The sequence below is a fragment of the Modicisalibacter sp. 'Wilcox' genome (assembly GCF_010993675.1).
Classification (GTDB): domain Bacteria; phylum Pseudomonadota; class Gammaproteobacteria; order Pseudomonadales; family Halomonadaceae; genus Modicisalibacter; species Modicisalibacter tunisiensis.
This window is the reverse complement of the sequence record NZ_WNXF01000007.1, coordinates 17,155-39,964: the sequence shown is the minus strand read 5'-3', so window position 1 is coordinate 39,964 and position 22,810 is coordinate 17,155. Positions and strand designations below refer to the sequence as shown.

At 69.3% G+C, this 22,810-nt stretch carries 24 protein-coding genes and 1 riboswitch; of the genes, 13 read left to right on the top strand and 11 right to left on the bottom strand.

The features are described 5' to 3' along the window. The first annotated feature begins 1 nt into the window (after window position 1). Genes G7A98_RS08285 through cyoE form a run of 3 tightly spaced genes read left to right on the top strand, consistent with a single transcriptional unit; the run spans window position 2 to window position 1,845 of the window. A complete protein-coding gene (locus G7A98_RS08285) occupies window positions 2-616 on the top strand; it encodes a cytochrome o ubiquinol oxidase subunit III (protein WP_163649192.1) in 615 nt (204 codons plus the stop codon). A gap of 1 nt (window position 617) precedes the next feature. Then, window positions 618-944 carry a cytochrome o ubiquinol oxidase subunit IV gene (gene cyoD, locus G7A98_RS08280; protein ID WP_163649191.1) on the top strand — a complete coding sequence of 109 codons (327 nt, stop codon included), beginning with the start codon at window positions 618-620 and terminating at the stop codon, window positions 942-944. A gap of 13 nt (window positions 945-957) precedes the next feature. Next, window positions 958-1,845, top strand: a complete 888-nt coding sequence (gene cyoE, locus G7A98_RS08275; RefSeq protein ID WP_163649190.1) for a heme o synthase — start codon at window positions 958-960, stop codon at window positions 1,843-1,845. A gap of 120 nt (window positions 1,846-1,965) precedes the next feature. Here the strand turns inward: cyoE and G7A98_RS08270 are convergent, their stop codons facing one another. After that, window positions 1,966-3,090 carry an aminotransferase class V-fold PLP-dependent enzyme gene (locus tag G7A98_RS08270; protein ID WP_163649189.1) on the bottom strand — a complete coding sequence of 375 codons (1,125 nt, stop codon included), beginning with the start codon at window positions 3,088-3,090 and terminating at the stop codon, window positions 1,966-1,968. 178 nt (window positions 3,091-3,268) lie between these two features. Here G7A98_RS08270 and G7A98_RS08265 point away from each other — a divergent pair, with 178 nt between their 5' ends. Then, complete coding sequence (locus G7A98_RS08265) at window positions 3,269-4,192, top strand: DMT family transporter (protein ID WP_163649188.1); 924 nt, start codon at window positions 3,269-3,271, stop codon at window positions 4,190-4,192. On the opposite strand, the gene G7A98_RS08260 is transcribed toward G7A98_RS08265, so the two are convergent. Beyond that, window positions 4,159-5,211: a L,D-transpeptidase family protein gene (locus G7A98_RS08260; protein ID WP_240464710.1), complete on the bottom strand. Its 1,053-nt coding sequence runs from the start codon at window positions 5,209-5,211 to the stop codon at window positions 4,159-4,161. The genes G7A98_RS08265 and G7A98_RS08260 overlap by 34 nt on opposite strands. A gap of 155 nt (window positions 5,212-5,366) precedes the next feature. Here G7A98_RS08260 and G7A98_RS08255 point away from each other — a divergent pair, with 155 nt between their 5' ends. Next, a complete protein-coding gene (locus G7A98_RS08255; protein ID WP_205596242.1) occupies window positions 5,367-8,021 on the top strand; it encodes a heavy metal translocating P-type ATPase in 2,655 nt (884 codons plus the stop codon). A 271-nt stretch (window positions 8,022-8,292) separates the two neighbouring features. Here the strand turns inward: G7A98_RS08255 and thiC are convergent, their stop codons facing one another. Beyond that, a complete protein-coding gene (gene thiC / locus G7A98_RS08250; protein WP_163649187.1) occupies window positions 8,293-10,194 on the bottom strand; it encodes a phosphomethylpyrimidine synthase ThiC in 1,902 nt (633 codons plus the stop codon). Between the two features lie 72 nt (window positions 10,195-10,266). After that, window positions 10,267-10,387, bottom strand: a riboswitch (TPP riboswitch). Window positions 10,388-10,537: 150 nt separating this feature from the next. Here thiC and G7A98_RS08245 point away from each other — a divergent pair. Then, window positions 10,538-11,464: an EamA family transporter gene (locus G7A98_RS08245; protein WP_163649186.1), complete on the top strand. Its 927-nt coding sequence runs from the start codon at window positions 10,538-10,540 to the stop codon at window positions 11,462-11,464. Here G7A98_RS08245 and G7A98_RS08240 read toward each other — a convergent pair. The 5 genes from G7A98_RS08240 to G7A98_RS08220 all read right to left on the bottom strand — a co-directional run bounded on the left by G7A98_RS08240 (window position 11,455) and on the right by G7A98_RS08220 (window position 15,025). Then, complete coding sequence (locus G7A98_RS08240; RefSeq protein WP_163649185.1) at window positions 11,455-11,973, bottom strand: methylated-DNA--[protein]-cysteine S-methyltransferase; 519 nt, start codon at window positions 11,971-11,973, stop codon at window positions 11,455-11,457. The genes G7A98_RS08245 and G7A98_RS08240 overlap by 10 nt on opposite strands. A gap of 2 nt (window positions 11,974-11,975) precedes the next feature. Further along, entirely contained in the window at window positions 11,976-13,187 is a 1,212-nt protein-coding gene (locus G7A98_RS08235) for a PQQ-dependent sugar dehydrogenase (RefSeq protein WP_163649184.1), read from the bottom strand. A gap of 67 nt (window positions 13,188-13,254) precedes the next feature. Next, window positions 13,255-14,187, bottom strand: coding sequence for a lysophospholipid acyltransferase family protein (locus G7A98_RS08230; protein WP_163649183.1), 933 nt, complete (start codon window positions 14,185-14,187; stop codon window positions 13,255-13,257). Between the two features lie 73 nt (window positions 14,188-14,260). Beyond that, a complete protein-coding gene (locus G7A98_RS08225; protein WP_163649182.1) occupies window positions 14,261-14,620 on the bottom strand; it encodes a hypothetical protein in 360 nt (119 codons plus the stop codon). 24 nt (window positions 14,621-14,644) lie between these two features. Beyond that, window positions 14,645-15,025 carry a VOC family protein gene (locus tag G7A98_RS08220; RefSeq protein ID WP_163649181.1) on the bottom strand — a complete coding sequence of 127 codons (381 nt, stop codon included), beginning with the start codon at window positions 15,023-15,025 and terminating at the stop codon, window positions 14,645-14,647. A 269-nt stretch (window positions 15,026-15,294) separates the two neighbouring features. Between G7A98_RS08220 and G7A98_RS08215 the strand changes: the two genes are divergently transcribed. Together G7A98_RS08215 and G7A98_RS08210 are read left to right on the top strand one after the other, a co-directional pair. Beyond that, entirely contained in the window at window positions 15,295-16,689 is a 1,395-nt protein-coding gene (locus G7A98_RS08215) for an MFS transporter (protein ID WP_163649180.1), read from the top strand. A gap of 88 nt (window positions 16,690-16,777) precedes the next feature. Next, window positions 16,778-17,563 (top strand): enoyl-CoA hydratase-related protein, encoded by a 786-nt coding sequence (locus G7A98_RS08210; protein ID WP_163649179.1) that lies wholly within the window; start codon window positions 16,778-16,780, stop codon window positions 17,561-17,563. A gap of 48 nt (window positions 17,564-17,611) precedes the next feature. On the opposite strand, the gene G7A98_RS08205 is transcribed toward G7A98_RS08210, so the two are convergent. After that, window positions 17,612-18,250, bottom strand: coding sequence for a 2OG-Fe(II) oxygenase (locus G7A98_RS08205; RefSeq protein WP_240464709.1), 639 nt, complete (start codon window positions 18,248-18,250; stop codon window positions 17,612-17,614). A 69-nt stretch (window positions 18,251-18,319) separates the two neighbouring features. Beyond that, window positions 18,320-18,955, bottom strand: a complete 636-nt coding sequence (locus G7A98_RS08200; protein WP_163649177.1) for a CoA pyrophosphatase — start codon at window positions 18,953-18,955, stop codon at window positions 18,320-18,322. Between the two features lie 76 nt (window positions 18,956-19,031). Here G7A98_RS08200 and G7A98_RS08195 point away from each other — a divergent pair, with 76 nt between their 5' ends. Further along, window positions 19,032-19,589, top strand: a complete 558-nt coding sequence (locus tag G7A98_RS08195) for an NUDIX hydrolase (protein WP_163649176.1) — start codon at window positions 19,032-19,034, stop codon at window positions 19,587-19,589. A gap of 192 nt (window positions 19,590-19,781) precedes the next feature. Here the strand turns inward: G7A98_RS08195 and G7A98_RS08190 are convergent, their stop codons facing one another. After that, a complete protein-coding gene (locus tag G7A98_RS08190) occupies window positions 19,782-20,093 on the bottom strand; it encodes an NGG1p interacting factor NIF3 (protein WP_163649175.1) in 312 nt (103 codons plus the stop codon). A 107-nt stretch (window positions 20,094-20,200) separates the two neighbouring features. On the opposite strand from G7A98_RS08190, the gene ftsB reads away from it, so the two are divergent. Genes ftsB through G7A98_RS08170 form a run of 4 tightly spaced genes read left to right on the top strand, consistent with a single transcriptional unit; the run spans window position 20,201 to window position 22,795 of the window. Next, window positions 20,201-20,536 (top strand): cell division protein FtsB, encoded by a 336-nt coding sequence (gene ftsB / locus G7A98_RS08185; protein WP_163649174.1) that lies wholly within the window; start codon window positions 20,201-20,203, stop codon window positions 20,534-20,536. Next, window positions 20,533-21,255, top strand: coding sequence for a 2-C-methyl-D-erythritol 4-phosphate cytidylyltransferase (gene ispD / locus G7A98_RS08180; RefSeq protein WP_163649173.1), 723 nt, complete (start codon window positions 20,533-20,535; stop codon window positions 21,253-21,255). Before ftsB ends, ispD begins: the two co-directional genes overlap by 4 nt. Next, a complete protein-coding gene (gene ispF / locus G7A98_RS08175) occupies window positions 21,255-21,740 on the top strand; it encodes a 2-C-methyl-D-erythritol 2,4-cyclodiphosphate synthase (protein ID WP_276207491.1) in 486 nt (161 codons plus the stop codon). The genes ispD and ispF overlap by 1 nt, the downstream gene beginning before the upstream one ends. Continuing rightward, window positions 21,737-22,795, top strand: a complete 1,059-nt coding sequence (locus G7A98_RS08170; protein ID WP_240464708.1) for a tRNA pseudouridine(13) synthase TruD — start codon at window positions 21,737-21,739, stop codon at window positions 22,793-22,795. The genes ispF and G7A98_RS08170 overlap by 4 nt, the downstream gene beginning before the upstream one ends. Window positions 22,796-22,810 lie beyond the last annotated feature (15 nt).

The following is a 22,810-nucleotide window of genomic DNA, read 5'->3' as shown; positions in this document are numbered from 1 at the left end:
TATGGCTACCGATACTCTCACCAACCACAGCGCTCATGCTCCCGAGCATGAGCACCACGATACCGGCGCCATCAAGGTCTTCGGTTTCTGGATCTACCTGATGAGTGACCTGATCATCTTCGGGTCACTGTTCGCCGCCTATGCCGTGCTCTCGCCGAACACGGCGGGCGGTCCGACGCCCGAGGAGATCTTCGAACTGCCGTTCGTGCTGGTCGAGACCTTCCTGCTGCTGTTCAGTAGTTTCACCTACGGCATGGCCGTGCTGGCCATGAACGACGACCGTACCGAGCAGGTGCGCAACTGGCTGGTGATCACCTTCCTGCTGGGCGCCGGCTTCGTGGGGATGGAGATCTACGAGTTCCATAACCTGGTCGTGGAAGGCTTCGGCCCGGATCGCAGTGCCTTCCTGTCGTCGTTCTTCACCCTGGTCGGCACCCACGGTACCCACGTGACCTTCGGCCTGATCTGGATCCTGGTGATGATCTTCCAGGTGTCCACCAAGGGGCTGACCGACGTGACTCGCCCGCGGATCATGTGCCTGAGCCTGTTCTGGCACTTCCTGGACATCGTCTGGATCTGCGTGTTCACCATCGTCTACCTGATGGGGGTTCTGTGATATGAGTGGTTCTCACAACGCACCCGGTGGTGCCAGCCACGGCAGCGTCAAGTCCTACGTGGCCGGCCTGATCCTGTCGATCGTGCTGACGGTGATCCCGTTCGGCGTGGTGATGAGCGGCGGGTTCAGCACCTCGACCACGGTCGTGACGATCCTGATCATGGCGGTGCTGCAGGTACTCGTTCAGCTGGTCATGTTCATGCACCTGGATACCAAGTCCGAGGATGGCTGGAACTTCAATGCCATCATCTTCGCGGGCATCATCCTGGTGCTGATCGTCGGTGGCTCGATCTGGATCATGCACAACCTCATGCTCAACATGATGTGAGCGGCTGATCGTGATGATCAAACGCTATCTGTCCCTGACCAAGCCGGGGATCATCTTCGGCAACCTGATCTCCGTGGCCGGCGGGTTCTTTCTCGCCGCCCGCGGGGAGGTGGACCCGCTCCTCCTTCTCGCCACGGTGGTCGGGCTGGCACTGGTCATCGCCTCGGGGTGCGCGTTCAACAACTACATTGATCGCGACATCGACCGCCTGATGGAGAGGACCCGCGACCGGGTTCTCGTCCAGGGGCTGGTCTCGCCGCGGGCGACGCTGGTGTTCGCGACCCTGCTGGGGGTCGCCGGCTTCTCGGTCCTGTATTGGGGAACCAACCTGCTGGCCGTGCTGTTCGCGGCCATCGGGTTCGGCGTCTATGTCGGGCTCTACAGCCTCTATCTCAAGCGCCATTCGGTCTACGGCACCCTGGTGGGCAGCCTGTCCGGCGCGGCACCACCCGTGGTCGGCTATGTGGCCGTGAGCAACCAGTTCGACCTCGGCGCGCTGACCCTGCTGCTGATCTTCTGCCTTTGGCAGATGCCGCACTCCTACGCCATCGCCATCTTCCGCTTCAAGGATTACCGGGCGGCCTCGATTCCGGTGCTGCCGGTGCTCAAGGGGGTGAAGACCGCCAAGCACCACATCATCGGCTACATCCTGGCCTTCCTGGGGGCGACGCTGATGCTGAGCCTGGCCGGCTATGCCGGGTACGGCTACTTCATCATCGCCGCGGCGATGGGCGGCTACTGGCTGTACATGGCGCTGGCCGGCTATCGGTCCGGCAACGACGAGGCCTGGGCGAAGAAGGTCTTCGTCTTCTCGATCTTCACCATCACCGCTCTGAGCGTGATGATGTCGATCGACTTCCAGCTGCCCGACTCGCCGGTGCTGTGGACCTCGCTGCGCTGATTCGGCCGATGCCCGGCCGATTCATGAAAAAGCCACACGCTCGTGCGTGTGGCTTTTTTTATCCTTGTCTCTCGTGATCCGGTCGACGGGGGCGGTGTCGCGCCCCCTGCTCATCTCGCGTTACCCTGACAGGCTGTCCAGCGCCTTTTCCAGCGTGGCCACGCTGCGCTCGACGTCATAGAGCTTGTCGAGGCCGAACAGGCCGATGCGGAAGGTCCGGAAGTCCTCGCCCTCGTCGCACATCAGCGGCACCCCGGCGGCGACCTGCAGGCCGGCGGCCATGAAGCGCCCGGCGAGGCCGGCGTCGTCGGTGTAGCTGACCACCACGCCCGGCGCCTGGAAGCCCTCGGCCGCCACGCTGGGCAAGCCGCGCTCGACGAGCAGCGCCCGCACGCGATTGCCGAGCTCCCACTGGGCGTCGCGCAGCCGCTCGAGGCCGTAGCCCTCGGCCTCGGCCATCACGTCGCGCAGCCGGGTCAGGCCGTCGGTGGGCATGGTCGCGTGGTAGGCGTGGCCGCCGTTCTCGTAGGCCTCCATGATCGACAGCCACTTGCGCAGGTCGGCGGCGAAGCTGGTGCTGGTGGTGGCCTCGATGCGCCGGCGGGCCTCGGCGCCGAGCATCACCAGGCCGCAGCAGGGCGAGGCGCTCCAGCCCTTCTGCGGGGCGCTGATCAGGATGTCCACGCCGGTGGCCTGCATGTCCACCCACAGGGTGCCGGAGGCGATGCAGTCGAGCACCAGCAGCCCGCCGACCGCGTGGACGGCCTCGGCGACCCGGCGAAGGTAGTCGTCGGGCAGCAGCATGCCGCTGGCGGTCTCGACGTGGGGGGCGAACACCAGATCGGGCCTGTCGGCATGGATTTGCGCCACCACCTCGTCGATCGGTGCCGGGGCGAAGGGCGCGCGGGCCCCGTCGTCCTGGCGCCGGGCCTTGAGCACCTGGCTGTCGGCGGGGATGTCGCCCATCTCGAAGATCTGGGTCCAGCGGTAGCTGAACCAGCCGTTGCGGAGCACCAGGCAGCGCTTGCCGGTGGCGAACTGGCGGGCCACCGCCTCCATGCCGAAGGTGCCGCTGCCGGGCACGATGGCCACCGCCTCGGCCTTGTAGACGGCCTTCAGGGAGCGCGACAGGTCGCGCATCACATTCTGGAAGGCCTGTGACATGTGATTTAGGGCACGGTCCGTGTAGACCACCGAATATTCGAGCAGGCCATCGGGATCGACATCGGGAAGCAGGCCGGGCATCTTTCGTCTCCTAAATAGAGTCCACAATCGACACAAACGCGGGAAGGCATTCAGGGTATTCGGTGACAGGGGTTTCGACCAGAGCGGCACGGGGGTTTTTGCCGTCGCCGGGCGTGATTCCTTCCCGGCGTGCGCCGCGTTACCGTAAGCGTTCGACGATGACTGCCCGGAGAGCCGAGTGACGACGCTGCGACCCTATCTGTTTCTGCTGCTGACCGTGGTGATCTTTGCCGGCAATATCCTGGTGGGCAAGGCGCTCAGCGACCTGCCGCCCTTCACCCTGTCCTTCGGCCGGGTCTCGATCGCCCTGTGCCTCATGCTGCCCATCGGTGCCCATCAGGCCCGGCGTGACTGGCCATTGTTCCGCCGTCACTGGAAGCCGCTGGTGGGCCTGTCGCTGACCGGGGTGGCCTTCTTCAACGCCCTGATCTACGTGGCCCTGGGCCATACGTCGCCCACCAACGTGTCGATTCTCGAGAGCCTGATCCCGGTGGTGACGCTGCTGTTCAGCGTGCTGCTGATGGGCGAGCGCCCGCGAACGGCGCAATGGGTGGGGGTGGTGCTGTCGCTGGCGGGCGCGGTGGCGGTGATCACCCTGGGCAGTGCGGCCGGCGCTGGCCTGGCCGGGGTCAACGGCGGTGATGCGGTAATGCTGCTGGCGGTGCTGGTGTGGGTCGGCTACTCGCTGCTGGTCAAGTCGCACATGGCCAAGTTCCCGCGCTATGGCGGGCTGCTGGTGATGCTGGTCATCGCCACGGCGGTGATGGGGCCGATCGCCTGGATCGAGAACCTGCTGCGCCCGGAACCGCTGGTACTGACCGGCGAACAGTGGCTGGGGCTGGCCTATCTCGGCGTCTTCCCGTCGGTGGTGGCGCTGCTGCTCTACAACAGCGCCATCGCCGATGTCGGGCCGTCGCAGGCGGCGGTCTTTCTCAACCTGCTGCCGGTGTTCACCATGCTCGGCGCCTGGTGGCTGCTGGGCGAGGTGATCCTGCCCGCCCAGATCCTCGGCAGCCTGGTGGTGATCGCCGGGGTGCTGTTGACCACGCGCGCCCGGCGATCCAGCTCTCAGCCGGCGAGAGCGCCGGGCAGGCGATCGTAGAGGCCTTGCACGGCGTCGACCCGGTCGAGGAAGGTCGGTAGCGGTTCGGGCAGCGGGAAGGGGCGGCCCTCGAGCAGCAGCGGCGTGACCCGGCCGCTGGGTGACTTCAGCTCCGCCATCAGGTGCGCGTAGTCCACCAGAAAATCCTTGCCCTTGACCGCCTTGTTTACCGCCGCCAGGGCATCGCTGACTTCCTGTGCCTGGCTCTCGCCCTCGGCGGGCGGATAGATCTGGGCGTACAGAAGGCCGTTGTCCCAGCCGAGCTTGACCGGTTGATTGATGATACGAACCTGGGTGCCGTCGGGGAGGCGATGCACCAGGTTGTCGATGTCCCGGGGCAGCATGCGGATGCAGCCGTGGGAGACCTGCATGCCCACGCCGCGCGGCCGGTTGGTGCCGTGGATCATGTAGCCGGGGATGTCGAGCAGCATGGCGTAGTCGCCGAGCGGATTGTCCGGGCCGGCCGGCACCACCCGCGGCAGCGCCGGCTTGCCGGTCCTGGCGCGTTCCTCGCGGATGCTCTGTGGCGGGTACCAGGCCGGGTTCTCGATCTTGGTGGTGATGGTGGTGGTGCCCAGCGGTGTCTGCCAGTCCATGCGCCCCACGCCGACCGGATAGGTCTCCACGCGGGCGGCTTCGTCCTTGCCGGCCGGTGGGTAGAAATAAAGGCGCTTCTCGGCCAGGTTGATCACCACGCCCTGGCGGGGGCCGGGCGGCAGGATGAAGCGGGTCGGCACCACCACGTCGGTGCCCTCGCCGGGCAGCCACATGTTGAGCGTCGGGTTGGCCAGGCGCATGGCATCGAAGCCGATGCCGTGGTTCAGGCCGATATCCACCACGGTATCGTCATGGCTGGCCGTGACGATCTGGGTGTGTCCGACGATGTCGCCCGATTCGGGCAGCGGGTAGTGGCCGACGGGGGGCGCATCCTCGGCCGCCCGCGCCGTCGCGGCGCCGCACAGGAGCAGGGCGCTCCCCATCAGGGCCGCGGCGATCCGCCGAAATCGCTGGGATTGCATCGACTGTCTCTTCCTTGGATCCGTGGAATCACGAGCCGCCTAAGCTACCGCAAGGCGGGGTCGGGGTCCATGACGATGCGGGGGTTGAGTCTGTAGCAGCTACAGACAATAGCCTTTGCGTCAGCGATAGGCATGGCGACACGAGGGGATTTCCAATGGCGGTAACCGAGCAGACCATGGCAGGGCATCACGAATGGCGTGTCGAGGGCATGGATTGTCCGAGCTGTGCCGGCAAGATCCGCGGTGCGCTGGAGCGCCTGAAAGGCGTCAGCGATGTTCAGGTTTCGGTCATCAAGGAACGCCTGTCCCTCGAACTGGAGGGCGAGCAGACGAGTCCGGAAATGGTCGAGACGACCGTCGAGCGTCTGGGCTATGGCGTTCATCGTACTGCGCCCCGGACGGCGCCCCGGGGTGCCGAACACGGCGCCGGCTGCTGTTCGGGACACGAGCACACCCACGACCATGGCCATGATGATCAGCTTGGCCACGATGCCGACGACTGTTGTTCGGGGCACGAGCATGCCGACGGCCACGGCCACGGCCACGGTCACGATCACGCCGCCGGCGACTGCTGTGGCGGTCATGAACCTGGCGCGGACGAGGCGCCGGCGTCACCCGCTGAGGACCAGCGGGTCTGGTCGGTGGGCGGCATGGACTGCCCGAGCTGCGCGGCAACGATTCGCGGCGCGCTGGAAAAGCTGCCCGGCGTCGCCGACATTCGCGTTTCGGTGATGAACGAGACCCTCTCGCTGTCACTGGACGAGGCGCGGACCTCGGCCGAGACGGTCACGACCACGGTGAGCCAGCTGGGTTACGAGGTGGCGCTGCGCAGCGAGACCTCGGCCACCGAGGCAGGCTCGGGCGAAGCGTCGCGCCCGCGCTGGTACGCCACCGGTAAGGGGCGGCTGGTACTGGCCAGTGGCGGGGCACTGGCCGCCGCGACGCTGCTGCGGCTGTTCAGCGGCGAGACAGTGGCCTACTGGGGCTTCTTCGCCGCCTGTCTGGTGGGGCTGGTGCCGATCGCTCGGCGCGCGCTGACCGCCGCCCGGGTCGGCATGCCCTTCACCATCGAGATGCTGATGACCATCGCCGCCAGCGGCGCCCTGATCATCGGCGCCGCCGAGGAGGCGGCGCTGGTGATCTTTCTGTTCTCGATCGGTGAAATCCTCGAAGGCGTGGCCGCCGACCGGGCCCGGGCGGGCATCCGTTCGCTGGCCGATCTGGTGCCCCGCAGCGCCCGGCTCGAGACCGAGGCCGGCGAGACCCGTTCGGTGGATGCAGCGCAGCTCAAGGTTGGCCAGGTGGTGGTGGTGCGTCCCGGTGATCGGATTCCCGCGGACGGCGAGATCCTCGAGGGCGACTCGGCGATCGACGAATCGCCGGTGACCGGCGAATCGGTGCCGGTGGCCAAGGGCGTCGAGGCTGCCGTCTACGCCGGATCGATCAACCGCGACGCCGTGCTGCGCGTCCGCGTGACCCGTCCTCCCGAGGACAACACCATCGCGCGGATCATCCGACTGGTGGAGGAAGCCCAGGAGGCCCGTGCGCCCACCGAGCGCTTCGTCGACCGTTTCAGCCGTGTCTACATGCCCATCGTGGTGGGGATTGCGGTGCTGGTCGCCGTGATTCCGCCGCTGGCCTTCGGCGGCGCCTGGGGCGAGTGGACCTATCGCGCCCTGGCGCTGCTGCTGATCGGCTGCCCCTGCGCGCTGGTGATCTCGGTGCCGGCATCGATCGCCTCGGCGCTGTCGGTGGGCACGCGCCACGGTCTGCTGCTCAAGGGCGGTGCGGTGATCGAGGCGACCGCCCGGGCCAGTATGGTGGCCTTCGACAAGACAGGGACCCTGACCGCCGGGCAGCCAGTGGTCACCGATGTCATTCCGGCCGACGAAGCGGGTGGGGCCGATGCCGTCACCGCGCTGGCCGCGAGTGTCGAGCAGGGCTCCAGCCACCCGCTGGCCGAGGCGATCCTCCGGCACGCGCAGGAACGCGAGCTGCCGTTGACCCGGGTGAGCGAGGCCAAGGTCATCGCCGGTCAGGGCATGGCGGCGCGCCTGGCAGGACGGCGTGTGCAGGTCGTCTCGCCGCGTCATGCCGCCGAGCAGGTTGCGCTGCCGGAGGCGTTGAGCGCGCGCATCGCCGAGTGCGAGCAGGCCGGCAAGACCGCCGTGGTGGTGATCGACGACGCCGTGGCGGTCGGCCTGATCGCGCTGCGCGACGAGCCGCGGCCGGATGCCGTCGAGGCGGTGCGCGCGCTGGACGCCATGGGCGTGCGCTCGCTGATGCTCACCGGCGACAACCCGCGTACGGCAGCGGCAATCGCCGGTGACATGGGGCTCGAACACCGCGCCGGGCTGCTGCCCGACGACAAGGTGACAATGATCCGCGAGCTGGCCGCGCGGGAGCGGGTGATGATGGTCGGCGACGGCATCAACGACGCCCCGGCGCTGGCCGCCTCGCATGTCGGCGTGGCGATGGGCTCGGGCACCGACGTGGCCCTGGAGACCGCCGACGGCGCGCTGCTGCGCAACCGGGTGGGCGATGTCGCGGCGATGATCGGCCTGGCCCGCGAGACCATGGCCAACATCCGCCAGAATATCGCCATCGCGCTGGGTCTGAAGGGGATCTTCCTGGTCACCACCGTGCTGGGCATCACCGGGCTGTGGCTGGCGATCCTCGCCGACACCGGGGCGACCGTGCTGGTCACGCTCAATGCGTTGCGCCTGCTGCGGGCCCGGCCCGGCGGCAGGGCGGAGCCGTCACCGACATCGAGGGAAGCACCGGCGAGTGGATCGCCGTTGGGAGCGTGAAGAGCCCTGCCGGGGATATGGACGTTTGCGCCAATGGCTCGGCCCGCGGAGCGAATCGTCGACAGGCCTGCGAGCGGGGCCGGCCCTCCGGGGCGCCATGAATCCTTCCCTGGAGGCTACCGACGCTATCTGACCGCCATGGATGGCGGGAATGCCGAAATGGGAGGGATCTCTTTTCGGCCTGGCGTCGGACCCCTCTTCGGACCTGTTCCCGATTCCCTTTAGCGTCGGGCCTAGGTGTCGTCATGAGATAGCCACGTCACAAGCCTTCTTACACCTCCTTGTACAGCTCGGCGCCCTGCTCGCGGAACTTCTCGGCCTGTTCCGCCATGCCGCGCTCGACCGCCTCGCGGTCACCCTCGAGCCCCTTGTCCTTGGCGTAGTCGCGCACTTCCTGGCTGATCTTCATCGAGCAGAACTTGGGCCCGCACATCGAGCAGAAGTGGGCCACCTTGGCCGAGTCCTTGGGCAGGGTCTCGTCGTGGTACTCGCGGGCGGTGTCGGGGTCGAGGCCGAGGTTGAACTGATCCTCCCAGCGGAACTCGAAGCGCGCCTTGGACAGGGCGTTGTCACGACGCTGGGCGGCTGGGTGGCCCTTGGCGAGGTCGGCGGCGTGGGCGGCGATCTTGTAGGTGATGATGCCGGTCTTGACGTCGTCCTTGTTGGGCAGCCCCAGGTGCTCCTTGGGCGTGACGTAGCAGAGCATGGCGCAGCCGTACCAGCCGATCATCGCCGCGCCGATGCCGGAGGTGATGTGGTCGTAGCCCGGTGCGATGTCGGTGGTCAGCGGCCCGAGGGTGTAGAAGGGCGCCTCGTCGCACTCGGCAAGCTGCTTGTCCATGTTCTCCTTGATCAGGTGCATCGGCACGTGGCCGGGGCCCTCGATCATCACCTGCACGTCGTGCCGCCAGGCGATGCGGGTCAACTCGCCCAGGGTCTCGAGCTCGGCGAACTGGGCCGCGTCGTTGGCGTCCGCCACCGAGCCGGGGCGCAGGCCGTCGCCCAGCGAGAAGGCGACGTCATAGCGCTTGCAGATCTCGCAGATCTCCTCGAAGTGCTCGTAGAGGAAGCTCTCGCGGTGATGATAGAGGCACCACTTGGCCATGATCGAGCCGCCGCGGGAGACGATGCCGGTGGTGCGCTTCGCGGTCAGCGGCACGTAGCGCAGCAGTACGCCGGCGTGGATGGTGAAGTAGTCCACCCCCTGCTCGGCCTGCTCGATCAGGGTGTCGCGGAAGATCTCCCAGGTGAGATTCTCGGCGACGCCGCCCACCTTCTCCAGCGCCTGGTAGATCGGCACGGTGCCGATGGGCACCGGGGCGTTGCGGATGATCCACTCGCGGGTCTCGTGGATGTTCTGTCCGGTGGAGAGATCCATGATGGTGTCCGCGCCCCAGCGGATACCCCAGGTCATCTTGTCGACCTCGTCCTCGATGGAGGAGGTCACCGCCGAGTTGCCCAGGTTGCCGTTGATCTTCACCAGGAAGTTGCGGCCGATGATCATCGGCTCGGATTCCGGGTGGTTGATGTTGGCCGGGATGATGGCGCGGCCCGCGGCCACCTCGTCGCGCACGAATTCCGGGGTGATCTCCTCGGGCAGGCGGGCGCCGAAGTTCTCGCCCGGGTGCTGGTGGCCGAGGATGCGCTCGACCTCGTCGGTCCCCAGCGCCTGGCGGCGCTGATTCTCGCGGATGGCGATGAATTCCATCTCGGGGGTGACGATGCCCTGGCGGGCATAGTGCAGCTGGGTGACGTTACGGCCTTCCTTCGCGCGGCGCGGGGTGCGCTGGAGGTCGAAGCGCAGGTTGGCCAGGCGCGGGTCGTTGGCGCGCCGGCGGCCATACTCCGAGGTCGGGCCGTCGAGGTAGTCGGTGTCGCCGCGGGCCTCGATCCAGGCGCGACGCAGCTCGGGGAGCCCCTTGCGCAGGTCGATGGCGGCCTCCGGGTCGGTGTAGGGGCCGGAGGTGTCGTAGACCAGCAGCGGCGGGTTCTCCTCGTCGGCACCGGAGGTGCGGGTCGGCGACAGGCTGATCTCGCGGAAGGGCACGCGGATATCGGGCCGCGAGCCTTCGACGTACACCTTGCGTGAACCGGGCAGCGGGGCCACGGCGGCGGCGTCGACGCGCGCGGTCTCGGCCAGGGCGTGGCGGGTCAGGGAGGTATCGTTGGACATGCTCTTGTGCTCCACACGGTCTGGGCGGCGCACAGCGTAGGCGGGAAGGAGCCGGATGGCGGACAGCACGGTTCGGGTCCTCCGCTTGATCCCTACGCCGGTACTAGCCGGATCAGGTTCATCGGGATCCACCGTGATGCCCGCGGGCATAGGGTGATCTCAGCCGGTTCCACCGGCACCCCGTCAAGCGTTGCGCGCAATTCACGCGCCGGAGCAGTCTGGTGCAGGGCGGGCGGCGGGTCAAGCGGCTGCGGTGAGGCTTCGTTGGCCGAAAGCGACCGGTCGCGGCGCGGCATTGCGGGTAATATAAGCGTCGATTCGATCACTACGCCGGGAACCCGCCATGCCACTGGATGCCTCGCTTCGCCTGTTGCTGCTTTCCGCCCTATGGGGTGCGAGCTTTCTGTTCATGCGCATCGCTGCACCGGCACTGGGCGCCTTCTCCACCGCCTTCTTCCGTGTGCTGCTGGGGGCGCTGGGGCTGATGGCGATTCTCGCGGTGTTGCGTGTGCCGTGGCGCTTCCAGGGCAGGGGGCGGGCCACGCTGCTGATCGGTGTGGTCAACTCCGGGGTGCCCTTCGCGATGTTCTGTCTCGCCGCCCAGGTGCTCCCGGCCGGCTATTCGGCGATGTTCAACGCCACCACGCCCCTGATGGGGGTGATGATCGGCGCGGCCTTCTTTTCCGAGGCAATGACCCGCGAGCGGCTGATTGGCGTCTCTCTGGGCGTGGTGGGCGTCGGCGTGCTGGTGCAGGCCGGCCCGGTACCCTTGAGCTGGCAGCTTGCGGGCGGTGCGCTGGCCTGCCTGGTGGCGGCGGGCTGCTACGGGCTGTCGGGCTTTCTGGTCAAGCGCTTCATCGCCGAGCGGGGCGGGCTGGATTCGCGGTTGCTGGCGCTGGGCACCCAGCTCGGCGCGAGCCTGGCGCTGGCGCCGTTGATGGTGACCGAGGTCGCGACCCGGCCGTCGCTGTCGACCTGGGTACAACCCGACGTCTGGGGCGCAATGCTGGCGCTGGGGCTGGCCTGCACGGCGCTGGCCTATCTGCTCTACTTCCGCCTGCTGCAGGAGCTGGGGCCGGTCAAGCCACTGACGGTGACCATGCTGGTGCCGGCGTTCGGCGTGCTCTGGGGGGCCTTGTTCCTCGGCGAGCGGGTGACCCTGGCCCACGGCATCGGCGGCGCGCTGATCGCCGTGGCGCTGTGGCTGATCCTCTTCAAGCCGGCACCACGGCGGGCAGGTGCAGCGCCGGGTGCCGGCGATCAGGCTTGAGCCACACCGGGTTCGACGCGCTGCCCGGCCTCGAGGTCGAGCAGCGCGCGCTTGCGTTCCAGCCCCCCGGCGTAGCCGGTCAGGGCGCCCTTGCTGCCGACCACCCGGTGGCAGGGCACCACGATGGTCAGCGGGTTGCGTCCGACGGCGGTACCCACCGCGCGGGCCGCGCCGGGCGCCAGCCCCAGCCGGTGGGCGAGTTCGCCGTAGGTTGCGCGTTCGCCGTAGGGAATGGCGGCGAGGGCTTGCCAGACGCGCTGCTGGAAGTCGCTGCCCGACGGCGCGAGCGGCAGCGAGAAGCGCTCGAGGCGCCCGGCGAAATAGGCATCGACCTGGGCCCCGGCCTCGGCAAGCAGGGGGGCGTCGCCGGTGGCCGCGTCGTCGATGTCGCCGAGAATGTCGTTGGGATAGTGGCGCTGGCCGACGAAATAGACCCCGGTAAGGGCGTCGCCCTCGGCGCGCAGCAGCATCTCGCCGAGCGGCGAGTGCATGCGGGATTGCCTGAGCATGGTCAATTCTCCCCTGAGGTGTCGACGGTCAGCCGGTAGAGCCCGGTCTCGCCGCTATCGCTGGTGAAGTAGACGGCGCCGTCGGGCCCCACCGCGACGCCCACCGGGCGGGCCCAGCGCCGGCCCGCGGCGTCCTGGAAGCCGGTGACCAGCGGCACCGCCTCGCCGTGGCGGCCGGTCTTGTCCAGACGCACGCCCATCAGCGCCGGTTCACGGCGCGTCGCCGGATCGCCGCCCGCGCCGCCGGTGGGAGCGGTGGCCCAGCTGCCGTGAAGTGCGACGATCAGGTCGACGCCGAGCGGGTGGCCGTCGGGCAGGAAGGCCAGACCCATCGGGGCGCTGCGCGCCGGGAAGGTGGCGACCGGTGGCGTGACTTCGCTTGCCGGTTTCGGCGGAGCGACACCGATGCAGTCGTCGCGCGTCACCTTGTTATCGATCCACTGGAACCAGGGCATGCCGAAGAAGCGTCCCGGCTCGGCGCGCACCAGCACCTCGCGGGGACGCTCGAAGCCCCAGTGGTCGGGGCCGTTGTTGCTGGCGTAGAGGGTGGCGTCGTCGCGCCAGGCCAGGCCGACGGGATTGCGCAGGCCGCTGACGTAGGGCCGCCAGACGGGCTCGGCGCCGCTCTCGTCGAGCACCATCACGCCGCCGCGCCGCCGGTCGGGCCCGTAGCCGCTGCCCAGGTACTGGTTCGAGCAGTTGCCCTGGATGCCCAGCGAGACATAGAGCCGGCCGTCGGGACCGAGGCTCAGCGAGCGCGAGTTGTGGCCGCCGCCCCCGGGGATCGCCGCCACCTCGCGGAAGTCGGCGGCGGTGAGGGCTGCCCCCGTGTGGTAGTCGGCGCGCAGCAGGGCGTCGGTGGTGGCCACGTAGAGGGCGTCGCCGCGACGCACGGCGCTGTGCGGGTAGTCGTCGAGGTGGACCAGTTCCTGCGCCCTGTCATAGGGCGGCGTCAGCCGATAGACGATACCGGCCTTGCTGCCGATGAACATCTCGCCGTCCTGCCCCAGGCTGATCAGGCGGGGATAGTCGAGCGCGACCCGCTTGTCGATGTGCACGCCGGCCGGCGCCTCGAGGCGTCGAGGGGTGCCGGTCACGGCGAGCGTCTCCCGGGCCGCGGGCTGTGCCTCGGCGAGTGTGGTTACAAGGGGGGCCATCAGCAGCGCGGCGAACAGCGCGCCGCGCCGGATGCGAGCGGGGAGCCGGGCCGCCATGCACAACCTCCGGAAGCGTGGATGCGTCTCGCCAGTGTAGCCGCTGCCCGTCACCGGGGGCAGCGAGTCAGCGATGATAGAGTCGATAGCGACGATGGTCGGGGTCGTCCTGCTGTTCCTGGGGGGTCTTGCGATAGCGCTTGTATTCCCACTGGTACTGGGCGGGGTCGAGCGCGATGACCGCCTCGACGCTGGCGTTGACGCCGCGGGCGGCGATGGTCTCGTCGGCGTCGTGGACGCGGGCGTCGGCATCCAGGAAGTGGATCTCGAAGCCCTCGCCGGTGGTGCGTCGGGCGACGCCGGTGACCACCCGAGCCCGGGTGCGCGCCACCAGCTTGGGCAGCAGGGTGGCGGTGTAGGCAGGGCGGCCGTAGAAGTCGGCGAAGACCCCGCCGCGCCAGTCCGGTTCCTGGTCGGGCAGGATGCCCACCGCCTCGCAGCGCTTGAGCGCCTTGAGCAGGGCGGCGACGCCGCGCGGGTTGGTGGGCACCAGCGAGGCCCCCATGCGTTCGCGGCCGGCACGGATGACCGGGTCGAGCGCGTCGAGTTTGGGGGGTTCATACATGGCGGTGAAGGGAAAGTGGCTGGACAGCCAGAAGTTGAGGACTTCCCAGTTGCCGAAGTGCGGCGCCAGGACGATCACGCCGCGCCCCTCGGCGCGCGCCGCATCCAGCAGCTCGCGACCGTGGACGGCGCGGATCGTCCGCTCGACCCGGGCCGGCGGCGCCATCCAGGCCAGCCCCAGCTCGAGCATCGTCGCCGAGGAGTGGCGCAGGCTGTCGCGGGCGAGGCGGCGGCGCGTCGACGCCTCCTGGTCGGGAAACGCGACCTGCAGGTTGGCCTCGGTCACCTGGCGCTCACGGGGGCTGAAGCGGTGCACCAGCGGTCCCAGGCGGCGGGCCAGGCGCCACAGGGTGGCCGGCGACCCGTGCGACAGCAGGTGCCACAGGGCCTGGATGGCGCGGGCCTTGAGAAGGCTCGAACGGGATGTCTCGCTCATGGAACGGCTATCACGGCTCACAAAGCGGGGCAGTATAGCGCGGATACCGGGCGAGTATCAGCCGCCCGGCGATCTACCAGGCCCAGGTGGTGACCCGGGCCGGCGGCCGGCGTTCCTGCAGGGCCATCATGCCCTTCACGCAGCGCACGATCAGCCAGGCGGCCAGCACGATCATCGCCAGCAGGCCGATGCCGAGCAGCGACAGCGCGACGGCGACGAGGCTGTAGAGCAGGCCGATCCAGAAGGTGCGGATCTGGTAGCGGTAGTGGGCATCGCGCCACGCCGGCCCCTTGCCGCGGTAGACGTAGGCGATCACCACGCCGATCAACGGCGTGATGCCCACCACGAAGCCGGCCAGCAGCAGGATGTAGACCACCAGCGGCATGGTGGTATCCGAGGAGTGCGGGGTGTCGGCGACGGGGTCGCGGGCCATGGCGGGGCTCCTTGTGGGTCGGGATCAGCGTTCGGGGCGACAGAGCTCGATCAGGTTGTTGTCCGGATCGCGCAGGTACAGCGACACGATCGGCCCGGATGCGCCCTGACGCGCCACGGGTCCGGCCTCGAGCTCGATGTCGAGCGCCTCGAGATGGGCCTGCACCGACTCCAGCGGCAGCAGGCTGCGAAAGCAGATGTCCAGGCTGCCGGGCGTGGGGCAGCCGGCACGCGGCGTGATGGTGGTATCCACCTGATGCAGACGCAGGGCGAGGTCGTCCAGCATCAGGTCGACCCGCTCGATATCGCGGTAGCGCACCTCCAGGCCCAGCACGCGGGTGTAGAAGTCCACGGCTCGGGATATGTCGGTGACCACGACGACCAGATGATCCAGGCCCGCTAGCATGATGTCTTCCCCCGTGGCAGTGCGTGCATGTGGCCGCAACGGCCGACACGCCGCACGATCGATGATCGGTCGGCAGAGCGCCTGAGATATCCTGTCCCGTCCGGCCTTGTCGGCGCAAGCGGAACCGACGCGCGGCCACGCCTGGAAAACGCTTTGCGCCGGGTCCATACCCACGTATAGTCGCGCGCGGTGCTCGGCCCGACTCCCCCGTCGGCATGGTGCGGGCGCCCATTCCCGACTTGCTCCCATTCGCGCTCGAGGCATCGCGCATGTCATCACAGTTGCTGGCCATGGCCCTGGCTCCCCTGCTGGGGCTATTCATCCTGGGCATCGGCAATGGCTTTCTGGCCACCCTGATCACCCTGCGGCTGGACGCCGCCGGCGCCTCGGCGCCGACCATCGGCTGGGTCTCGTCGGCCTACTTCATCGGCCTGGCGATCGGTGCCGTGCTCAACGACCGGCTGCTGCTGCGCATCGGCCATATCCGCGCCTATGCCGGCTTCGCCTCGCTGGTGGCGGTCACGGTACTGCTCGCCGGGCTGTGGCTGAATCCGTACTGGTGGTTCGGGCTGCGCCTGATCGGCGGCTGGGCGACGGTGGGGGTCTATCTGGTTATCGAGAGCTGGCTGCTGACCGCCGCGGACCCTCGGGTGCGCGGTCGGCTGCTGGCGATGTACATGATCGCGCTGTACGGGGCCGGCGTGGTCGGCCAGCTGCTGCTGGGGGCCGCCGAGGGTGCGGGGATACAGGCGCCCTTCATGATCGTCGGCCTGCTGGCCTCGCTGTCGGTGCTGCCCATGGCGGTGATCCCGCGGGTCTCGCCGCTGATCGAGCATGCCGAGCCGCTGCCGCCGCTGCGGCTGATCCGGCTGACGCCGACCGGCGTGATGGGGTGCTTCGGTTCGGGAGTGGCGGTGGCGGCAGTCTATTCGCTGCTGCCGCTGTACCTGCAGCGCAGCGGCCTGGCGGTGGAACGTATCGGCCTCATGATGGCGGTGGTGGTGCTCGGCGGCATGCTGCTGCAGTACCCGATCGGCCGCTGGTCGGATCGCCATGATCGCCAGCTGGTGCTGATCCTGATCGGCCTGGCCTGCCTGGCGCTGTCGCTGGGCGTGATCTCGCTGGCCACGCAGCCTGTTGGGCTGGCGGGACTGCTGTTCCTGCTGGGCGGCGGGATCTTCGCCCTGTACCCGGTCGCCGTCAGTCATGCCGCGGACCGGGCGCCGGCCGGGGCACTGGTGCGCATGAGCCAGGGCCTGCTGCTGATCAACGCCCTGGGCTCGGTGGTCAGCCCGCCGCTGATCACCGCGGTGATCAGCGGCACGGGCGACGCCGGGCTGTTCGCCGCGCTGGCCGGGGTGGGCGCCTTCCTGGCCCTGTTCTTCACCTGGCGACGCAGCCGACGGCCCGCCCCGGTGCCGATGGCGCCGTTCACGCCCAATCCCCCGCAGACGGTGGTGGGTGCCGAGCTCAACGTGACCGAGGCGCTGGTGCAGGGGGCGATCGAGCACGAGCACATCGAGGATCTTTCCGGGCTGGTGCCCGATGTGCCGGTCGCCGAGCCGGACGCCGTCAGCGTGGCCGAGCCGGAGGCGGACGCGTCGGAGTCGCACGACGCGGCGACCGCCACGCGGCCGCGAGTCAGCCATGCGGACAGCGAGTGACCCGGCCGCTTGCGGCTTTTCGGTAATGGCGGGAGCGAAAGCCGGGCACCTATTCTCCAGGGATCATGCGACTGACGAGGAGAGGGTGATGGAAGAGGCACTGGTCCTGCAGGAGGACACCGCCGGCGTGGTCCGGCTGACCCTGAATCGGCCCCGGGCGCTCAACGCCCTGAACAGCGAGCTGCTCGGCGAGCTGGATGCCGCCCTGGCCGCCCTGGAGGCGCGTGGCGACCTGCGGGCGGTGCTGATCACCGGGGCCGGTGACAAGGCCTTCGTGGCCGGGGCGGACATCGCCGAGATGCGCGACAAGACCCCCGACCAGGCCCGCCGCTTCGCCGTCAACGCCCTGGCCACCCTGAAGCGCCTGGAGCGGCTGCCGGTGCCGGTGGTGGCACTGGTCAACGGCTATTGCCTGGGCGGGGGCTGCGAGCTGGCACTGGCCTGCGACTGGGCGGTGGCCGGCGACAATGCCGTCTTCGGCCAGCCCGAGGTGGGGCTGGGCGTGATCCCGGGCTTCGGCGGCACCCAGCGCCTGCCGCGGCGCGTCGGCCCGGCCATGGCCCTGGATCTGATCACCACCGGGCGCCGGATCGATGCCGCCGAGGCCCTGCGCATCGGGCTGGTCAACCGGGTGGTGCCCCGGGAGGAGCTGGAAACCCTGGTCGACGAGCTCACCGGGCAGCTCGGCGCCAACGGCCCGCAGGCGGTGCGCGCCGCCAAGCAGGCGGTGCACGACGGCATGAATCAGCCGCTGGACAGTGCCCTGGCGCTGGAGACCAGCCTGTTCGCGCTGGGCTTCGCCGGCACCGAGCAGCACGAGGGCATGAGCGCCTTCGTCGAGAAGCGTCCCGCGCGTTTCGGCGACGCGGGCTAATCGGCCTCCTCGCTGTGCCGGCAGGCGACGGGCGGCTTCCTGCCGGCCTCAGCGGGCAGGGTCGACATGGCCGCCCAGCGAGGCGTTGCGGCGGAACCAGCCGGCGATGCTGGCGCGGGGGTGACGCGTCGGCAGCACCGCGTGGGGCACCCGGTCGGCGAGAAAGCAGACGAAGGTGCCGGACTCGGGCGGGATGCGAGCCAGCTCGCGGCTGGCGTCGTCGGCATAGATGACCATCTCGCCGCCGCCGTTGCCCGGCCAGCCGGGGTTGAGGTAGAGCACCGTCGAGATCACCCGGTTGGCACGCCCCTGGAAGCTGTCGACATGGGTGCGGTAGAAGGTGCCCGGCGGGTAGCGGGCGAAATGCGCCTCGAACTCGAACAGGCCGAGGTAGAGGGTGCGGTTGATCTGGCGCTGCAGGTCGTCCATCAGTGCCAGGTAGTCGCGCTGGGCCTGGCTGTCGCGGGTCAGCCAGCGAATCGCGTCGCCGCGGATGTCGCGGCGCAACTGATGCTGTTCGCCGCGGCCGATGCCGGCCGCCTTCAGGCCGTCGTGGGCAGCGAGATGGGCCAGCTCGGCGTGCAGGGCGCGGCACAGCCCGGCGTCGATCACATCGGGGCCGACGAAGTAGCCGTGGTCGACCAGGCCGTCGATCAGGCGGTTGAGCGTCGCGGCATCCAGGGGCATCGGCAGGGCATCCATGACGTGGGGCGGTGGTTGCGGGCGTGAGGGGGGCGGCGCGAAACGCAGCCGGGCTCAGTCATCGAGGTCGGGAACCGAGCGACGCCGTTCCGGGTGGTGGTGCAGGCGGCTGCCGGGCGGCGGCGCGTCGAGGCTGACCGGGCAGCCGAAGCCCTCGGCGAGCAGTTCCACCAGCATCATCGCCGACAGCCCCCAGATCACATGCCCCTCGGCGGCGTAGCTGGGCACATAGCAGGAGTGGCCGTTGACGGTGATGACATCGGTGTGACTGCGGCGGTCCTCGAGAAACAGCGGCAGGGGCACCTCGAAGATGGTGTCGAGCTCGTCGAGCTGCGGGCGCAGCGGCAGGTCCGGGGGGATGAGCCCGACGAAGGGCGTGACGCTCAGCCCGTGCAGCGACAGCACGTCGCTCAGCCGGCCGAGCAAGCGTACCCGCGCGGGGGGCAGGGCGATCTCCTCCTCGGCCTCGCGCAGGGCGGTGGTCAGCAGGTCGGGATCGCCGGGCTCGCGCTTGCCGCCCGGGAAGGCGACCTGGCCGGCATGCTGGTGCAGGTGGCCGGCACGGCGCGTGAACAGCAGGGTCGGCACCGATCGCGTGACCAGCGGGATCAGCACGGCCGCCTGGGGCAGGGCCGGATTGAGTCGACGGGGCGTGTGCGCTTGCAGGCGCTCGTGGAGTTTCTCTAACATGGACGTTCCGCGGATTTTGTTCCTTGTACCCAGCTACCTCCGGGCCGTCAATGCTCGCCTGCCGCAAGAGGACCTCATGAACTTCTGCAGCCACTGCGGCGAACCCGTGCGCTTCGCCATCCCCGAGGGCGATGATCGACCCCGTTACCTGTGCGATGCCTGCGGCAGCATCCACTACCAGAATCCGCGCATCGTCGCCGGGACGCTGCCGGTTCACGACGGCCGCATCCTGCTCTGCCGCCGCGCCATCGCCCCGCGGCGCGGCTACTGGACCCTGCCCGCCGGCTTCATGGAAAACGCCGAGACCACGCTCGAGGCCGCCGCCCGCGAGACGCGCGAGGAAGCCTGTGCCGAGGTGGCGATTCACGGCCTCTACACCCTGATCAATCTGCCGCACATCAATCAGGTCTTCATGATCTTCCTGGCCGACCTGGAAGGCGGCTTCGCGGCCGGGTCGGAGAGCCTCGAGGTGGCGCTGTTCGGCGAGGACGAGATCCCCTGGGACGAGCTGGCCTTCCCGACCATCGAACGCACCCTGCGCCACTATTTCAGCGACCGCCGGCACGGTGCGTATCCATTGCACATGAGCGATATCAGTCCGGAGGATAGAGAGCGTTACTTCGGCAGTGCCTGATAGGGAGTCTACAAAACGTCTGCACTCGGCAATACTGCGTTGAAATTGACCTCGAAATGCTCATTTACTGTTCGTAAACTCGCGTGCGAGCCCAGTCCGCTTTCTCGGACAATTTCGCCTTGTCTTGCCGTCGTTCGACTGTTTTGTAAACACCCTCTAAATAGCATGATCAGCGTTAATGCTTACTTCCGACTATAGATCTTCCAGCCGCCACACCTCGTAGGCCGGTTCCTCGTAGGGATGCGCCGTCTTCAGGGCGGCCACGGCGTCGCGGATGCGGCCGTCCTCGCACACCAGTTCCACCTTCAGCTCCTCGACGTGCTCGAGCTCGCCGACCCGGCCGATGTGCGGGTCGGCGCCGGCGAGCGGGCGGAACTGTCCGCTGCCGCGGGTCTGGAAGCAGCACGCCTCGTAGTCGCCGATGCGGCCCGCGCCGGTGGCGAACACCGCTTCCTTGACCGGTTCGGCGTCCTCGACGGGGACGAAGAAGGCAAGCTTGTACATGCAGGGCTCCTGACTGTCGGGTGACATCGTGACCGCCGGTCGTCGGCAAGTCATCGGTCATGATGGCATAATGCGCCGGATTGCCTCGACTGGAAGGGATGGCCTCGATGCTCAAGTGGCTCGCCGTGGTGCTGCTCGCGCTGCTCGGCCTGTTGCAGTACCGCCTGTGGCTGGGGGAGGGGGGCGTGCGCGAACTCACCCACATCCGCGCGCGTGCCGATACCCTGGACGACGAAAACGCGACCCTGCGCGAGCGCAACCAGCGTCTGGCGGCCGAGGTGATCGACCTCAAGAACGGCCTGGACGCCATCGAGGAGCGGGCGCGCAGCGATATCGGCATGATCCGCAAGGATGAACAGTTCTTCTGGGTACCCGAGGTGTCGGTGCCCGACGGCGAGCCGGCACCGAGCCGGCCCGGGACGGACACGGAGGCGGGACCATGAGCGAGCGGGTATGGCTGATCGTGCCGGCGGCCGGGCGCGGTCGCCGCATGGGGGCCGCCCGGCCCAAGCAGTACCTGACGCTGGCCGGCGCCAGCGTCATGGCGCGGACCCTGGAGCGCCTGCATCGTGCCTTCCCCGAGGCGCGGCTGTGCCTGTGCCTGGATGCCGAGGACGCCTGGTTCTCGCCGACGATGGTGCCCTTCGCCGACTGGCGGCGGGTCGAGGGCGGCGCCGAGCGCGCCGACAGCGTGGTCAATGCGCTGGACGCGCTGGCCGAGGAGGCCGCGAACGACGATCTGGTGCTGGTGCACGATGTGGCACGGCCCTGCGTGCATCCGGCGGATCTGGCGGGCCTGCGCGAGGCGCTGGCCGACGAGCCGGTCGGCGCGCTGCTGGCCGCACCGGTGGCCGACACCATGAAGCGCGCCGACGCCGCCGGGCGCATCGTCGCCACCGAGCCCCGCGATGGGCTGTGGCACGCCCTGACGCCCCAGGGCTTCCGCTACGGCCTGCTGTGCCGGGCTCTGCACCATGCCCGGGCCACCGGCGTGGCGGTCACCGACGAGGCCTCGGCGGTCGAGGCGCTGGGCCTGGCACCGCGCCTGGTCGCCGGGCGCCGCGACAACCTCAAGATCACCCATCCCGAAGACCTTGCCCTGGCGGCGCAGATTCTCGCCGCCCAGGAGGCCCCTGCCTGTTCCGGAGAGACTCCCGCATGATGCGAATCGGCCACGGTTTCGACGTTCACCGCTTCGGCGAGGGCGACCAGGTGATGATCGGCGGCGTGCGTATCGCCCATGATCACGGCGTCATCGCCCACTCCGACGGCGACGTGCTGCTGCACGCCCTGTGCGATGCCCTGCTGGGCGCGTGCGCGCTGGGCGACATCGGCCGGCACTTTCCCGATACCGACCCCCGCTGGGCCGGTGCCGACAGCCGGGCATTGCTGCGCGACGTGATGGCGCGGGTCGCCGAGGCGGGCTACGCCGTCGCCAATATCGACGCCACGGTGATCGCCCAGGCGCCGCGGCTCGCCGCCCACCTTCCCGCCATGCGCGAGACCATCGCCGGCGACCTGGGCGTGGCGCGCGACGCGGTCAACGTCAAGGCGACCACCACCGAGCGGCTGGGCTTCACCGGCCGCGGCGAGGGCATCGCCGCCGAGGCGGTGGTGCTGCTGACGACGACGGAGGCGGCCGGGTGAGTACAAGGCACACGATTCCCGTTCCGGCCTGGCCCCCCGATTGGCCGCGGGCCCATGGCGACCCGCCGGTCGCCGGCGAGTACCGCCTCGTGCCCGAGGACTTCGTGGTCGAGGAGTGGCTGGGCTTCGCTCCGGAAGGCGAGGGCGAGCATCTCTGGCTGTGGCTGGAAAAGCGCGACCTGGGCACGCCCGAGCTGGCGCGCCGGGTGGCTCGGGCCTGCGAGGTGACGCCGCGGGACGTCGGCTACGCGGGCATGAAGGATCGCTTCGCGGTGACCCGGCAGTGGCTGTCGGTGCATCTGCCGGGGCGCGAGGCCCCGACGGACCTGGCCGAGCGGCTGGCCGCGGCGCAGGTGACGCTGCTCGAGCAGGCCCGCCATCCGCGCAAGCTCAAGCGCGGCGTGCATCGCGGCAACCGCTTTCGCCTGCGCCTCGGTGGGTCGGCGGTCGTTCATCCCGCCTTCGCGTCGCGCTGGGAACGCATCCGCGAGGCGGGGGTGCCCAACTACTTCGGCCCCCAGCGTTTCGGCCCCGAAGGCCGTAACCTGCAGCGCGCCTGTGGCATACTCGCCCGGGGGTGGCGCAAGCGCGACGACCGCCAGGGCATGATGCTCTCGGCGGCGCGCAGCTACCTGTTCAACGAGCTGCTGGCCGAGCGGGTGCGCCGCGGCGACTGGGACCGGGCGCTGCCGGGCGAGGTGCTGATGCTCGACGGCACCCAGAGCCTGTTCGTGGCCGACACGCCGGACGCCGAGCTGGCCTCGCGCGTCGCGACGGGGGACGTGCATCCGGCCGGGCCGCTGTGGGGCGTGGGGGAAAGCACGGCGCGCGAGACGGCCGCCGCGCTCGAGCAGTGCCTCGGCGAGGCCCATGCGGGCCTGTGCGCGGCGCTGGCGGCGAGCGGCGTGCGCACCGCGCGTCGCGCCCTGCGGGTGCGTCCGGCGGCGGCCGAGCTGCATCACCACGGCGAGACGGCGATGCTTGCCTTCACCCTGCCGCGCGGGGCCTTCGCCACCGCCGTGCTGCGCGAGCTGCTGTGTCATCCCACCCTGTAGCCTGCGGCCCGAGGA

Coding starts and splice junctions, on each gene's coding strand:
- G7A98_RS08285 (WP_163649192.1), top strand. CDS start 2: ATGGCTACCGATACTCTCACCAACCACAGCGCTCATGCTCCCGAGCAT.
- cyoD (WP_163649191.1), top strand. CDS start 618: ATGAGTGGTTCTCACAACGCACCCGGTGGTGCCAGCCACGGCAGCGTC.
- cyoE (WP_163649190.1), top strand. CDS start 958: ATGATCAAACGCTATCTGTCCCTGACCAAGCCGGGGATCATCTTCGGC.
- G7A98_RS08270 (WP_163649189.1), bottom strand. CDS start 3,090: ATGCCCGGCCTGCTTCCCGATGTCGATCCCGATGGCCTGCTCGAATAT.
- G7A98_RS08260 (WP_240464710.1), bottom strand. CDS start 5,211: ATGCAATCCCAGCGATTTCGGCGGATCGCCGCGGCCCTGATGGGGAGC.
- G7A98_RS08255 (WP_205596242.1), top strand. CDS start 5,367: ATGGCGGTAACCGAGCAGACCATGGCAGGGCATCACGAATGGCGTGTC.
- thiC (WP_163649187.1), bottom strand. CDS start 10,194: ATGTCCAACGATACCTCCCTGACCCGCCACGCCCTGGCCGAGACCGCG.
- G7A98_RS08245 (WP_163649186.1), top strand. CDS start 10,538: ATGCCACTGGATGCCTCGCTTCGCCTGTTGCTGCTTTCCGCCCTATGG.
- G7A98_RS08240 (WP_163649185.1), bottom strand. CDS start 11,973: ATGCTCAGGCAATCCCGCATGCACTCGCCGCTCGGCGAGATGCTGCTG.
- G7A98_RS08235 (WP_163649184.1), bottom strand. CDS start 13,187: ATGGCGGCCCGGCTCCCCGCTCGCATCCGGCGCGGCGCGCTGTTCGCC.
- G7A98_RS08230 (WP_163649183.1), bottom strand. CDS start 14,187: ATGAGCGAGACATCCCGTTCGAGCCTTCTCAAGGCCCGCGCCATCCAG.
- G7A98_RS08225 (WP_163649182.1), bottom strand. CDS start 14,620: ATGGCCCGCGACCCCGTCGCCGACACCCCGCACTCCTCGGATACCACC.
- G7A98_RS08220 (WP_163649181.1), bottom strand. CDS start 15,025: ATGCTAGCGGGCCTGGATCATCTGGTCGTCGTGGTCACCGACATATCC.
- G7A98_RS08215 (WP_163649180.1), top strand. CDS start 15,295: ATGTCATCACAGTTGCTGGCCATGGCCCTGGCTCCCCTGCTGGGGCTA.
- G7A98_RS08210 (WP_163649179.1), top strand. CDS start 16,778: ATGGAAGAGGCACTGGTCCTGCAGGAGGACACCGCCGGCGTGGTCCGG.
- G7A98_RS08205 (WP_240464709.1), bottom strand. CDS start 18,250: ATGCCCCTGGATGCCGCGACGCTCAACCGCCTGATCGACGGCCTGGTC.
- G7A98_RS08200 (WP_163649177.1), bottom strand. CDS start 18,955: ATGTTAGAGAAACTCCACGAGCGCCTGCAAGCGCACACGCCCCGTCGA.
- G7A98_RS08195 (WP_163649176.1), top strand. CDS start 19,032: ATGAACTTCTGCAGCCACTGCGGCGAACCCGTGCGCTTCGCCATCCCC.
- G7A98_RS08190 (WP_163649175.1), bottom strand. CDS start 20,093: ATGTACAAGCTTGCCTTCTTCGTCCCCGTCGAGGACGCCGAACCGGTC.
- ftsB (WP_163649174.1), top strand. CDS start 20,201: ATGCTCAAGTGGCTCGCCGTGGTGCTGCTCGCGCTGCTCGGCCTGTTG.
- ispD (WP_163649173.1), top strand. CDS start 20,533: ATGAGCGAGCGGGTATGGCTGATCGTGCCGGCGGCCGGGCGCGGTCGC.
- ispF (WP_276207491.1), top strand. CDS start 21,255: ATGCGAATCGGCCACGGTTTCGACGTTCACCGCTTCGGCGAGGGCGAC.